Here is a 13,116-nt window from a genome sequence, read left to right on the forward strand (position 1 = left end):
GGTGCCCATCTAAGCGGTGTCATCCTGCAGGGTCGTGGAGACTGACAGCAGGTGGTTCAGGAGCGCTTTTTCCGGCTCCCCGGGATTGTTCGCGACGTGCCAGCGGAGCTGTTCCCGGACCAAGGCCTCGTCCGGCTTGGTCTCTTCAAGAATCGCCTCGATGATGGCGGAAACCTGACGGCGCAGGGGCTCCAGATCCTCATGTGTTTCGGGGCTCCGGGCGGCGTGCCGCGTGCGGGTCTCGGTAGACAACAACAAGTGTGGCATGGTGCTCTCCTGCGGAGTTTGTAGTATCCCCACGTACTGACCAATAGAGTCCTAGTCCCCGAGTTTTGATCTTAGCTCAGGGAGACCAGTCTGTCTCGCGTAGCGGTACTATATTTTTGATGTCTGTTTCAACCAATTCCCAGGCTCCCTCTCCACAGCCCCATGGCGCGGGCAGTGGTGGCGTTTCTGCGTCCGGCGGTGGGACCAACGCCGGTGGTGCTGAGATTACCGGGATCCGGGAGCGTATTTTGGATGTCGCGTACGAATTATTTTCGCGTCGCGGCGTGCGGGACGTGGGCATTAACGAACTCATCGGCCGCTCCGGAGTGGCGAAAGCCAGCTTCTACCGGCACTTCGGCTCCAAGGACGAGCTGGTGCTGGCTTTCCTGGAACGCCGCGACCGGCAGTGGACCGTAGCCACCATCATTTCCGAGGCCCGACGCCGGGGGCGCACCCCCGTGGAGCAGCTGCTGGCCATCTTCGATGTGTTTGCCGATTGGTTCGCGCGGGACGACTTCGAGGCCTGTTCCTTCGTGAACATCCTGCTGGAGATGGGCCCGTCGCATCCATTGGGCAGGGCGAGCATCGATTACCTCGACAAGATCCGGGGCCATGTGCAGCAGCTCGCCGAGGAGGCGGCCCTGGCGGATCCTGACGGCTTCGCCCGGTCCTGGTACATCCTGATGAAGGGCTCGATCGTCGCCGCGGCCGGAGGAGACCGCGCAGCCGCCGGCCGGTCGCGGGAGATGGCCGAGTGGCTGATTGCGCACCACCAGTCTTAGCGCAGACTTAGCGGCCGAGGAAACTGTCCAGTTGCTGCTCGAGGGCCGAGAGGTCTTTGAGCTCGCACTCCCAGACGGTGAGAACGTCCCAGCCCGAACGTTCGAGCAGGCGGCGCTGTTCGGCGTCGCGGGCCCGCGTGCGGGCGCGCTTGGTTTCCCAGAAATCCGCGTTGGATTTGGGTGCATGCTGGCCGACCCTGCAGTCATGGAAATGCCAGAAGCAGCCGTTGATGAAGATGACTTTATGGCGGCTGGCGAACACCAGGTCGGGGTTTCCGGGGAGCCTGCCGCCACGGGCGGTGCCGTGCAAGCGGTAGCGGTAGCCTTTCGCGTGCAGCATCCGGCGGACGAGCAGTTCGGGCTTGGTGTTCTTCCCCCTGATGCGGGACATGTTCCAGCTGCGCCGCTCCGGGGTCAGACTGTCCGCCATGGCTTAAGTCTAGGCGGCGGCTGTCTGCCGCGAATTTGGCCTAGATTTCCCGTTCGGGGTGTTCGCCGAACTGGAAGTGCCGGCCGCTGACCGACGTCGGAGCAATTTCGACGTAGAAGTCTTTCAGCGTCGGCACCCACGGTTTAAGGCCCAGCGCCTCGGCCACGGCGATGTCCGCCGACTGCTCCAGGACCCGTGCCGTGCCGCGAACGACCACCGACCATGCCTCTTCGGAGAGGATGCCGTCGGTTTCAAACAGCACCTTGGAATTGATGGTCAGTTCGGCCAGCTTGTTGCCGGGCGCCGTGCGCAGGTAAAGCTTCCGGTTGTCGACGGCGTAATTCACCGGGAAAATATCCGGTTCGCCGGCCACGGTGACGACGAGCCTGCCGTGTTTAGTTCCTTCGATGAGTTTCCAGGTCTCATCCTCGGACAGGTTCAAGATGGGGCTGCTGTCTGCGTGTTCGAACATCATGGGCTCATTGTTCTGTCCCGTGTAGAAAAACGCCAGAGGCAATCGGAATTGATTGCTTAGTCGGTCGTGAGGTTGCGGTCGCTATATTGTCCGACCCCCTCCCTATCGTTCATCTTGTTCGGATTGCATCGCATCCAGCGGTGGCCCATCAGGGTGTTTTTCCGTTGGACGAGATGCCCCTCCGCGCCATGGGGGCGCTTGGGCCCGGACACTTCGCACCGCCAGGCACCGCCTGGCCATGAGTATGGGGAATCATGAGTACTTTCAATTCACACGGCACCGCGCCCGCGGATGCGCCCACGTCCACCGTTCCGAGTATGGGCGGCGCTCCTGTTGCCCCGCGGGGCAACGGCTGGGGCATCACCGCACTGGTGCTCGGCATTGTTGCTGTCGTCTTTTCGTTCATCCCGGTGATGGGCGTCGTCGCCTTTGTCCTGGGTCCACTGGCCGTCCTGTTCGGGATCATCGGTGCTACCCGCAAGTTCGCCAAGAAGGGTGCCGCGATTGCGGGCATCGTTCTTGGCATTCTGAGCATTGTGATCGCGGCTATCTGGATGGCCGTGGTGTCCGCTGCTGTTTCCTCGGCCGATCAGGCGCTGAACTCGGAGCACAAGGTCCAGTACGTGGTGACCACGAACGGCAAAGCCTCGGTCAGTTACTGGACCAGCGGCGGGACGTCCAACGTTGATGTCAGCGCTGGCTGGAAGAAGGAGCAGACCGTGAAGAATTCGGATCTGCTCTCCCTGGTTGTCAGCGGGGATTTTTCGAATGCCGCGGCAAAGGTTGGCTGCGAAATTCTGTTTGACGGCAAGTCGATCTCGAAGAACTCCGGAACCGGCCAGGGCGCCATGGCAAGCTGCAGCGGCTCGGGCCTCGGGGCGGACAAACAGAAGTAGGAAGCTGAGCCGGGCCTGAAATCCGGCCGCACGGCGGGGGCGTTGCAGGAACTTCTGCAACGCCCTGTTTGCGTTGGCAATTGGGGGCGCGTTTGGGGTGTCTTTGTAGTGCGTTTGGGGGTGTCTTTGGGGGTGGGGAGTGAGGTATTTGGGGCGCCTGCTTCCCTAGGGGCGCGTGGTTCAGAAGTGAGGCGGGGGCCTGTGGATAACCCTTACGGCGAGAGTGTGGTGTCAGTTACCCTTAGGCATTGTTTGGATTCAGGCGTCTTGATTTCTATCGGGGGATTAGCTGAACATGACATCTCGCACTCCAACCTCCAGCCGCAGGCTCACCGCCGCGGCCGCCCTGCTCACCGGTATTGCCCTGATGGGAACGGCCTGCACCGCCGGCCAGGCGCCGCCGAGTGCGGCACCGAGCGATGCGTCGACCAGCACATACACGTCCCCGACTCCCAGCGCCACCGCGACGCCCATCGCCACCGCCAGTTATAAGCCGGCGGACGCCAAGGGGAGGGCCCAGAACGTCCCGGTTCCGGTGCTGCCGGAGGCCGCGAAGGCGAAGACGAAGGAGGGGCTGGAAGCGTTCGCGAGGTATTGGTTCGAACAACTCAACTTCGCGTATGAGACCGGCAATACATCTGGACTGTCGTCCATCACATCGGAAAATTGCGAATTCTGTTCCAATATCAGGAAGGCTCTGCAAAAGAACTACCAGGGAGACCGCTGGCTGGTCGGTGGACGCATCAAAGCCCCGTCGATGAATACCAATTTCGGAGCCGAATCTGAGGGAACCTATCAAGTCGTCGTTCAAGTTCAGCAGGCGAAGATCACCTATCTCAACGCTGACGGCTCTGAGTTCCGCTCACCCACGCCACCCTCCGACACTGGAAATGTGATGCTGACAGCCTTCCGAAATGGATCGTGGCAAGTTACAGCGCTCCATCCGATCCGATGAGCTCCTGTCGTATTCTGCCCAAAATGTTATTGGTGCTAGCCCTTGTTGCACCGTTTGCTGGTGGCCTCCCGAGTCCCGCAGCCGCCGATGACGGGATAGACGCTGGCTTTGGGAACCAAGGCGTCAACGTAGGCGGCTGGCGAATGGACCCAGGAACGGGCAAATTCGTCCCCGTCGAACCAGGAGCTCCTTCTGCCGACCCCTTCCAGTACAAATACGAACTCCAATGCCATCTTGGCGGTGGCGACTTCGACGCTGAGTGCCTGGCGACCGTGATGGAGTGCAAGAACGGTCCCGGTGGTAAAGACGGGATTCCCGTCACTTGGTTCAAGGCTCCTGCAGGGGTCCCCAACCCAGTCTGGAGCTACCATTCCGGGCCGACGTGCCTGTTTGATGCGCGGCCCGAAGACTTGCTGCCCCGCATCGCCGCCATGATCCAAACCGAATTCCAGAAACTTCCGATCGCCGCGGGCCGAGTAACCGCGCAACCCAGTCCGCACACGCTTCGGGGCGCTGAGACGAACTTCTTTGCTGAGGCAGCAGAACAGCAGTTCGACATCAAGATTCTGGCCCAGGCCGTCCATGTCGACGCCAAGCCCGTCCAATACACCTGGAACTACGGTGACGGCAGTTCGCTGGGCCCACAGGGCTCGGCCGGCGGACCACTGCCGCAGGACCGGTGGGGCGAAAAGACGACCACCAGCCACATCTACACCCAGACCGGGGACTTCTCCGTGACGCTAACCACGTATTTTCAAGGGACCTACTCCGTCAACGGCGGCCCGCCGCTGCCGATCCCGGGCCAAGGACAGTTCAGCTCCCCGCCACAGACCGTCAGCGTCTGGCGGTCCATCACCCGCAACTATGCCGACGATTGTCTCCAAAATCCGGAAGGCCAGGGTTGCCCCGGCTCACCACCGACCTCGCGGTAATTCAGGCGTGATCTGAGTCTCAACCGGAATAGTTGCAGACGCTATGAAGTTTCCGCCAGTGGACCCAATCCACTCCGAAAGGAACTGCGCATGCTGTTTTCCCCCTTGACCCTCGGCCAGCTTGAACTACCGAACCGGCTCGTGATGGCGCCGCTCACCCGCGTCCGTTCGGGCAAGGAAGGCGTTCCCGGGCCGCTGGTGGTGGAGCACTACCGGCAGCGAGCCTCGTTGGGGCTGATCGTCAGCGAAGGTACCTACCCCAGCCCGGCCGGACGGGGATTCCCGGGACAGCCCGGCTTGGTCACCGAGGAGCAGCTCAAGGGCTGGGCCGACGTCACCGCCGCCGTGCACGCCGAGGGCGGCAGGATCTTCGCCCAGGTAATGCACGCGGGCCGCGTCACGCACGAGGACACCACTGGCGGCCATGAGGTCGTCGCCCCGAGCGCGATCGCCATTGACGGCGAGACCCGTACCTACGAGGGCAAGCAGGCTTTCCCGGTGCCGCGCGCGCTGGCTACTGATGAACTGTCCGGCATCCGTGAAGAGTTCGTTCAGGCGTCCCGCAATGCGATCGACGCAGGGTTCGACGGCGTCGAGCTTCACTCCGCGAATGGCTACCTGCTGCACGAATTCCTGACGCCGGCCGCGAACCAGCGCGAGGACAACTACGGCGGCTCACCCGAAAATCGTGCCCGCTTCGTCATCGAAGTCGTCCAGGCCGTTGTGGACGCCGTCGGCGCCGACCGCGTAGGTATCCGCATCTCGCCGGAGCACAACGTCCAGGGCGCCCTGGAGCTGGACGCTGCCGACGTCCGCGAAACTTACGGCTACCTCGTGGACGCGCTGGCCCCGCTGAAGCTGGCCTACCTCAGCGTCCTTCACAAGGAGCCCACGAGCGAACTGGTCCAGGAACTGCGCACGCGCTTCAATGGAACCTTCCTGCTGAACACCGGCTTTGGCGTCATCACGACTGCCGAAGTAGCCAAGTCCCTGGTCTCGGACGGCCACGCTGATGCTGTGGTCGTTGGACGACCGGCCATCGCCAACCCCGACCTGGTGCGCCGCTGGCGCGAGGGGCTCCCGGTCAACGAGCCCAACCAGGCCACCTTCTACTCCGACGGCGCCGAGGGTTACACCGATTACCCGGCTTACCAAAACTAGGAGCGGGGCGCCGGCGTAATCATTCACCGGACATGCCCAGTGCACGCCTCGAACAGTGGACAGAATCCGATTCTGTCCACTGTTGGCGTTTAAGGATGGGCATGTCCCCCGGAGCAGCTCGAAGGCGAGGGGCATGTACCGTGGCGCACCCAGAGGACGGGCATGTCCAATGGTGGGTGTGAAGGATGGGCATGTCCCCCGGATCAGCTCGAAGGCGAGGGGCATGTACCGTGGCGCACCCAGAGGACGGGCATGTCCAATGGTGGGTGTGAAGGATCGGCATGTCCCCTAGGGGGCGGGGGACACGGACCGCTGGCAGAGGCCGATGAAGCCGCCCAGCTGTTCCAGGCCTTCCGGATGGGTGGGCAGGTAGTTTGTCAGCTCCGGAGCGCGCACGACGACGGCGCGCCACTGCCCGCGTGACACAGCCACGTTGATCCGGTTCCGGGAGAGCAGGAACTCCATGCCCCGGGGCGCCTCGGCCACCGCCGAACACGCCATGGACACGATCACCACCGCGGCTTCCTGGCCCTGGAACTTGTCCACGGTTCCGACCCGTACGCCTGACAGTCCGGCCCGGTCCAGGGCTTCGCGAACCAGGTTCACCTGGGCGTTGTAGGCAGCCACCACAAGGATGTCCGAGGCCTCAAGAGGGCGCGACCCCTCCGGAGTGTGCCACGCCAGACCCAGATGGCGCCGCACCTGCCGGACGACTTCGGCGGCTTCCTCCGGGGACGACGTCGTGTTGCCGCTGTGCGGCACCATCACCGTTTCGATCCCGGCGGGAACTCCATCCAGGCGCCGGAGGTCAGCGGACGGCGCAGACCGCAGCCGGCCCTCGTAGGACAGCTCGGAGACCGCCAGACACAGCTCGGAGTTCATCCGCCACGAGTCGGCCAGGAAGTAGCCAAGCTCTGGCGGCAAGGTGGCGTGCCCCGCGGAGATCCAGCCCAAAGCCGACTCGTCGACCGGCTCGGGATGCTTGCCTTGGCTGACCTGCGGGAGCTGCTGCGGGTCGCCCAGCAGGAGCAGCCGGCTGCTGGACTGGGCGACCGCGAGCGTGTTGGCCAGCGAGAACTGGCCGGCTTCGTCGATCACCAGCAAATCGAGTGAGCCGGCCGGGACGGTGGCGCCGGTCATGGTCCACGCCGTGCCGCCGACCAGGGCACCGCCGGGCGCGCTCAGCAGCGCCGCAACGTCCTTGGCGGTACGCGCCTGCCACGGCAAGGGATTGTCGTGCTTCACGTCCTTCGCGACCAGGGCGGGGCTGACCCCCGCTTTGGTGATGGCGGTCGTCAGCAGGTTCTCCACCACGGCGTGGGACTGGCCGACGACGCCGACCTTCCAGCCTCGGGCGACGAGCCGGGCGATGACGTGGGAACCCACATGGGTCTTGCCGGTTCCCGGGGGACCCTGCACCGCCAGGTAGGAGTGGTCGAGTCCCAAGACCGCCGTGGTGATCGCATCGATGAAGCGGTCCGGGCCGTCGCCCGGCTGCGGCAATGACGCGCCGCCGGACAGCCGTGGCGGCAGATGCCGGACGAGGTCAAGGGCAGGGTGCCGGGGGATGGAACCGGACTGCAAGCCATCGGCTACCAGGTCGGCGAGTGACTCCAACGCCTGCTCCAGGCTTTTGGTGGCCAGCGGCTGGTCCTCGGTGAGCGCGATGGGCACCTCGCTGTGGGGCGATACGTTTCTGTGCAGCCGGTCCCGAATGACGACGGTGTCCTTGCCGTCCTCGTGCCCAAGTTCCAGAACCTCCGTGCCGAACCAGCCGCTTCGGCCGGCACCGTTCTTGCCCGTGCCGTCCAGCCCCGCGGGAAGCGGAAGCCCGTACATCCGGAACCATTTGCTGCCTTCGCGCAAATCCGAGCCGGGGCTCACAGTGCCGGTCAGCCGGACCCGCCGCTCCGGAAGCTTCCGGCCTTCTTGCTGCCAGTCGTCGAGGATCACGGCGGAATCGACAAGGAAGACGTTCCGGTCCCGCTCGTGCGTGTCCGGGCCTTGCTCGCACCGGTCGAAATGCGCCCACCAGAAGGACTTGCGCTCCCGGCGGTGATAGCTCACAGCCGCAGCCAGCATGGCGACGGCCTTGCGATCCTCCTCGGACAGGCCGCTCCCGGGCTCGGCAAGGGCCAGCAACGCCAGCTCGGCCGGGCCAAGCGCGGCAGCAGCGGCCGGGGAGTCGACGTCGTCCCCGGCGCCCGCCGGTACGGAACCGGCGCCGCCCGACCCGGACCCGGTGTCCCCGCCCGGCCCGGAGCCGGTGCCGCCTGGCTCAATCCCGCCCGGCTCGATCCCACGTTCCTTGGCCCGCTGCAGCAGCCAATTCCGCAGCTCCAGCGTCGAGAGGCAGTCGTATTCGTTGTAGTCGGAGATGCCGGCGAGGATCCTGGCGGCGTCCTCGGCCCTGGCCTCATCCACCTTGCCAGCCTCGCGCGCCTCGCAGTAGTGGGCGTAGGCGACAACGGAGGCGCCGGCGTCCTTTACGTTGCCCGTGCGGAGGTTCGTGCCCATGTAGAGCGGCTCGAGCTTCTTGATGCTGTACGAGTTTTCCGAGATGCGGATGCTGTTCCGGACCGTCTGGTAGAGGTCCACCAGCAGGCCTTCGCGGAGCCACTCATCCACAATGTCTTCGCCGGCCACATGCAGCACGGAGAGCTTGCGGAGTGCCGTCTTCTCATAAGGGGCGTAGTGGTAGACGTGCATATCGGGGTAGTCCCGGCGACGCTGTTCCACGTAGTCCAGGAAGTCGAGGAACGCCTGCTTCTCCGCCGCCCGGCTGTGCGCCCAGAACGGCCGGAACACGCCCGGAACGCTCGGCCCGGTGGGCGCCTCGATGACGCCGAAAAGGTACTCGAGTCCCCACACCCCGGTGGCGCTGTCCTGCCATAGTGGATCGCCCTCGAAGTCGAAGAAGATGTCGCCCGGACTGGGCGGCGGAAGCTCAGCCAGGGTGTTTTGCGGGAGCACGGCGTAGCGCAGCGTGTGTTCGTCACCGTCCTTGCGGTACTGCACTTCCCCGTCGGCCGGTCCAACGCCGCTCTGCATCCGGGCCTGTTCCTGCAGCCGCAGGAGCGTGGGCGTCGGCTTGGCGAGCGGGGTTTGGGCCAGCTCCGTGACGGTGTGAATGCCCAGCTCGTGGAGGTTCTTGCGCTGCACCGAATTCATCCGGGCCACCAGGAGCAGATCGTCGGTGGCCTTGACCTGTTCCTGGCAGTAGTCGCACCGGCCGCAGGCAGTGACATCCTCCGCGCCCCAGCGGACAGCGTCTGGCTGTGCGATGTGCGCGGCCGTCAGGGCGAGGAAACGTTCGCGGCGTTCCCGGAAGACCGGCAGGATCTCGGCGAGTTTGTGGTGGCTCCGGACGTAGTCGTAGCCGCCGTCGGCCAGTTGCACCGTGGCGCCGAGGACAAGGGTGACCGCGGGATCCACGGGGATGCCAGCTTTCAGCAACTGGTCGCCGTAGGCGGCGAGCTGCAGCAGGGCGGTCACTTTGGCGTGGCGGGCCAGTTTCGTGTCGAACACGGCGTAGCCGCCGTCGGCCTGCCGGACCAGGAAGTCGGAGCGGCCGTGGAACTGGCCGTCAAAGAACGCGGCCTGGAAGACGACGTCGGCGCCCGCCCGCAGCGCCTCGATGGACTCGTGGTGCTTGGCCGCCAAGGTGGCGCGGTCCATGGCAGTGGCGGGAACGACGTCGTACACGCCGCGCCCGCGGGTGGGGTCCCAGGTGCCGAACTCGTCCATGAACCCGTCCAGGACCTTGCGCTCGTGAACGTCGCCCAGCAAGGCCGCGTGCTGGAGCATTTCATCGGTGCCGAAGTCAGCGTTGGGGGCACGGCCCAGCTTTTCGTCGAGCTTCCGGAGCAGCTGGTACTCGCAGCCGACAGCCACCACAAGGTCGCTCGCGGAGTAGACCAGATCCGGTGCCGCGCCCGGTACTTCCGGTTCAAGAAAAAACACTGCGCCCCGCTTTGCTTGGCTCTGGCCGACTGACTCTTTTTGACCGACCGGCCGGCTCCCGACGCCGTCGATCTCTCTTCTGCCAAGCTACCAAAGCCCTCTGACACTCAAACACTGGCCGTCGTCGTGGGAGCGGCGTAAGGTCAGCAAGACCATGACCGAACAACAACCCTTCGAGCTGGTCCGCAGCTACCCACACTTCGAGTTGCGCCGCTATCCCGCGCACGTCGTCGCCGAGATCCGGGTCAACGCGAGCTTTGACCGCGCCGGAAATGCGGCCTTCCGCCACCTGTTCAACTACATCAGTGGCAGCAACAGCGCGTCGCAGAAGCTGGCGATGACCGCCCCGGTGATCCAGGGGACCGGTGGCCCGGGAGCCGGAGGCCAGGGGAGCTCGGGCCACGGCCCCTCGCAGAAACTGGCGATGACCACTCCGGTGCTCCAAAGCGGCCCGTTGCCCGGGAAGGATGCGCCGGCCGACTTCGTGGTCGCCTTTGTCCTCCCCGCGGGCATGAGCGCAGAAACCGCTCCGGTCCCGACCGACCCCGAGGTCAGGATCCGGGCCGTTCCCGGCTCGCCGGCCGCGGCGCTGCGCTTCTCCGGCAGCGGCTCGGAAACCGCGTTCGCGCGGCGCAACGACGGGCTGCAGTCGGCGCTGACCCTGGCCGGGCTGACGCCGGTGGGGCCGCCGAGGTTCGCCCGCTTCGACCCGCCGTTCAAGCCGTGGTTCCTGCGCCACAACGAGGTCGTGCAGGACGTGCAGGAGACCCCCGACGCTGCGGGAACGCCCGGCTCCTGACCCGGGTAAGGCAAAATGGCTGGGTGAGCCAACTCCCGCAGCACCCCGCCGTGACCACCCCGATTGAAACCCAGATTGCCGCCGAGCTCGGCGTGAAACCCTGGCAGGTGAAAGCGGCCGTGGAGCTGCTCGACGCCGGGTCCACGGTGCCGTTCATCGCCCGGTACCGCAAGGAAGCCACCGGCACCCTGGATGACACCCAGCTCCGCGGGCTTGAAGAGCGGCTGCGCTACCTGCGCGAGCTGGAGGACCGGCGTCGGACCATTCTGGAAGCAATCGCCGCCCAAGGGTCGCTCACCCCGGAGTTGCAGGCCGCCGTCGTCGCCGCCGACACCAAGTCGCGGCTGGAGGACATCTACCTTCCCTTCAAGTCGAAGCGGCGCACCAAGGCCCAGATCGCCCGCGAGGCCGGCCTGGAACCGCTCGCGGACTCGTTGCTGAAGCGGCCGGAGCTGGACCCGGAACGCGAAGCCGCCCGGTACCTGAACGAAGAACATGCCATCGGTGACGCCACCGCTGCGCTGGCCGGAGCCCGGTCCGTCCTTGTCGAGCGCGTCGCGCAGGACGCTGACCTGGCCGCCACCCTGCGGGAGCGGCTCTGGAGCCAGGGCCGGATGGTGTCGCGGGTCAAGAAGGGCATGGAGACCGAGGGGCAGAAGTTCAAGGACTACTTCGAGTTCTCCCAGGCTCCCTCCGGGATGCCCTCGCACCGGGTCCTCGCGCTGCTGCGCGGTGAAAAGGACGGCGTGCTGGAACTGGATCTCAGCGAGGCGGAACCGGACGACGACGCCGCCCTGGCCGCCGCCCGCGGCCGGTACGAAGCCGCTGTGGCCAGGTTCCTTGGGGTCGCCGACCGAGGCCGGCCCGCCGATGCCTGGCTGCTGCAGACGGCGCAGCAGGCGTGGCGCTCGCGGGTGCTCAGCCGCCTGAGCGGCGACCTGCGCAGCCGGATGTTTGCCGCGGCCGAGGACGAGGCCGTCCGGGTGTTTGCCGCCAACCTCCGGGACGTGCTGCTCGCCGCGCCCGCCGGCAACCGCGCCACCCTGGGACTGGACCCGGGGCTGCGCACCGGCGTGAAAGTCGCCGTGGTGGACGGGACCGGCAAGGTGGTTGCGACGGACACTGTCTACCCGCACGCCCCGGCACGGAAGTGGGATGAGGCGCTGCGCACGCTCCTGGGGCTGGCCCGGCAACACGGTGTTGAACTCGTGGCGATCGGCAACGGCACCGCCTCGCGGGAGACGGACAAGCTCGCGGCGGAGCTGATCAAGCAGCTCGGTGCCGAAGCCGGCGGCGCGCCGCAGAAACTCGTCGTGTCCGAGGCCGGGGCGTCTGTGTACTCGGCGTCGGCGCTCGCCGCGGCCGAACTGCCCGGCATGGACGTGTCGCTGCGCGGCGCGGTGTCGATCGCCCGGCGGCTGCAGGATCCGCTCGCGGAACTGGTCAAGATCGAGCCGAAGTCGATCGGCGTCGGGCAGTACCAGCACGACGTCACGGCGGCGAAGCTGGACCGCAGCCTCGACGCCGTCGTCGAGGACTGCGTCAACGCCGTCGGGGTGGACGTCAACACCGCCTCACCCGCGTTGCTGAGCCGGGTGGCCGGCGTCGGACCGCTGCTGAGCGAGAACATTGTGGCGTACCGGAACGAGCACGGTCCGTTCAACAAGCGCAGCGAGCTGAAGAAGGTGCCCCGGCTGGGCGCGAAGGCTTTTGAACAGTGCGCCGGCTTCCTGCGGATTAGCGGGGGAGCGGAGCCGCTGGACGCCTCCAGCGTGCATCCGGAGGCGTACCCGCTGGCCCGGAAGATCAAGGCCGCGGCCGGCGCCGGTAAGGGCGCCGGCCTGGGCGCCGGCCTGTCCACGCTCAACCCCCAGGACTTCGTGGACGGCTCGTTCGGTCTGCCCACCGTGCGGGACATCATCGCCGAGCTGGAAAAGCCAGGCCGGGACCCGCGGCCCGCGTTCGCGGCGGCGACGTTCCGGGAAGGGATCGAGAAGATCTCCGACCTCAAGCCCGGCATGGTGCTGGAAGGCACAGTCACCAATGTGGCCGCGTTCGGCGCGTTCGTGGACGTCGGAGTGCACCAGGACGGGCTGGTCCACGTCTCCGCGCTGGCCAACCGGTTCGTCGCCGACCCGCGCGAGGTGGTCAAGTCCGGCCAAGTGGTACGGGTCAAGGTGCTGGAGGCCGACCCGGACCGGAAACGCATCTCACTGACGCTCCGGCTCGACGACGAACCCGCGGCAGGTTCGCAGGACCGGGGCCGTCGGGGCCAGGTGAAGCCACCGCAGCCCAGGTCCGCCGCCACGCCGACCCCGGCTAGGCAGGGCTCACCCACGTCTGGCCCCTAAGTGGCCCCGGCGGCGGCCCCGGCGTCGGCGCCCGCCAACACCGCGATGGCCGAGGCGCTCCGGAGAGCGGGCCTCGGCAAGTAACCTGACCGTTCATCGCGGAAT

Annotated in this window: 11 protein-coding genes; 7 read left to right on the top strand and 4 right to left on the bottom strand. The window is 66.1% G+C overall.

All coding sequences use genetic code 11. From position 1 onward, the window contains the following. Positions 1-9: 9 nt before the first annotated feature. Positions 10-267, bottom strand: a complete 258-nt coding sequence (locus AC1DBL_RS07395; protein ID WP_441418324.1) for a hypothetical protein — start codon at positions 265-267, stop codon at positions 10-12. 224 nt (positions 268-491) lie between these two features. Between AC1DBL_RS07395 and AC1DBL_RS07400 the strand changes: the two genes are divergently transcribed. Continuing rightward, entirely contained in the window at positions 492-1,049 is a 558-nt protein-coding gene (locus AC1DBL_RS07400; RefSeq protein ID WP_476925854.1) for a TetR/AcrR family transcriptional regulator, read from the top strand. Positions 1,050-1,056: 7 nt separating this feature from the next. On the opposite strand, the gene AC1DBL_RS07405 is transcribed toward AC1DBL_RS07400, so the two are convergent. Together AC1DBL_RS07405 and AC1DBL_RS07410 are read right to left on the bottom strand one after the other, a co-directional pair. After that, positions 1,057-1,479 (bottom strand): very short patch repair endonuclease, encoded by a 423-nt coding sequence (locus tag AC1DBL_RS07405; protein ID WP_476893102.1) that lies wholly within the window; start codon positions 1,477-1,479, stop codon positions 1,057-1,059. A 40-nt stretch (positions 1,480-1,519) separates the two neighbouring features. Beyond that, positions 1,520-1,954, bottom strand: coding sequence for a pyridoxamine 5'-phosphate oxidase family protein (locus AC1DBL_RS07410; protein WP_441418327.1), 435 nt, complete (start codon positions 1,952-1,954; stop codon positions 1,520-1,522). Between the two features lie 254 nt (positions 1,955-2,208). On the opposite strand from AC1DBL_RS07410, the gene AC1DBL_RS07415 reads away from it, so the two are divergent. From AC1DBL_RS07415 to AC1DBL_RS07430, 4 genes are all read left to right on the top strand, one after another. After that, a complete protein-coding gene (locus AC1DBL_RS07415) occupies positions 2,209-2,850 on the top strand; it encodes a DUF4190 domain-containing protein (RefSeq protein ID WP_476893101.1) in 642 nt (213 codons plus the stop codon). Between the two features lie 295 nt (positions 2,851-3,145). Next, positions 3,146-3,805, top strand: a complete 660-nt coding sequence (locus tag AC1DBL_RS07420; RefSeq protein ID WP_476925792.1) for a DUF6318 family protein — start codon at positions 3,146-3,148, stop codon at positions 3,803-3,805. Between the two features lie 143 nt (positions 3,806-3,948). Beyond that, positions 3,949-4,737, top strand: coding sequence for a PKD domain-containing protein (locus AC1DBL_RS07425; RefSeq protein ID WP_476893099.1), 789 nt, complete (start codon positions 3,949-3,951; stop codon positions 4,735-4,737). Between the two features lie 90 nt (positions 4,738-4,827). After that, positions 4,828-5,898, top strand: coding sequence for an alkene reductase (locus AC1DBL_RS07430; RefSeq protein WP_476925793.1), 1,071 nt, complete (start codon positions 4,828-4,830; stop codon positions 5,896-5,898). 288 nt (positions 5,899-6,186) lie between these two features. Here the strand turns inward: AC1DBL_RS07430 and AC1DBL_RS07435 are convergent, their stop codons facing one another. Next, the gene (locus AC1DBL_RS07435; protein ID WP_476925794.1) at positions 6,187-9,861 is read right to left on the bottom strand and encodes a TM0106 family RecB-like putative nuclease; all 3,675 of its coding nucleotides are present in this window, start codon (positions 9,859-9,861) and stop codon (positions 6,187-6,189) included. A gap of 154 nt (positions 9,862-10,015) precedes the next feature. Here AC1DBL_RS07435 and AC1DBL_RS07440 point away from each other — a divergent pair, with 154 nt between their 5' ends. Further along, entirely contained in the window at positions 10,016-10,660 is a 645-nt protein-coding gene (locus AC1DBL_RS07440; protein ID WP_476925795.1) for an SOUL family heme-binding protein, read from the top strand. Positions 10,661-10,683: 23 nt separating this feature from the next. Next, complete coding sequence (locus tag AC1DBL_RS07445; RefSeq protein WP_476925796.1) at positions 10,684-13,011, top strand: Tex family protein; 2,328 nt, start codon at positions 10,684-10,686, stop codon at positions 13,009-13,011. The last annotated feature ends 105 nt before the right edge of the window (positions 13,012-13,116 follow it).

The sequence above is a fragment of the Arthrobacter sp. 10T44 genome, assembly GCF_056393885.1.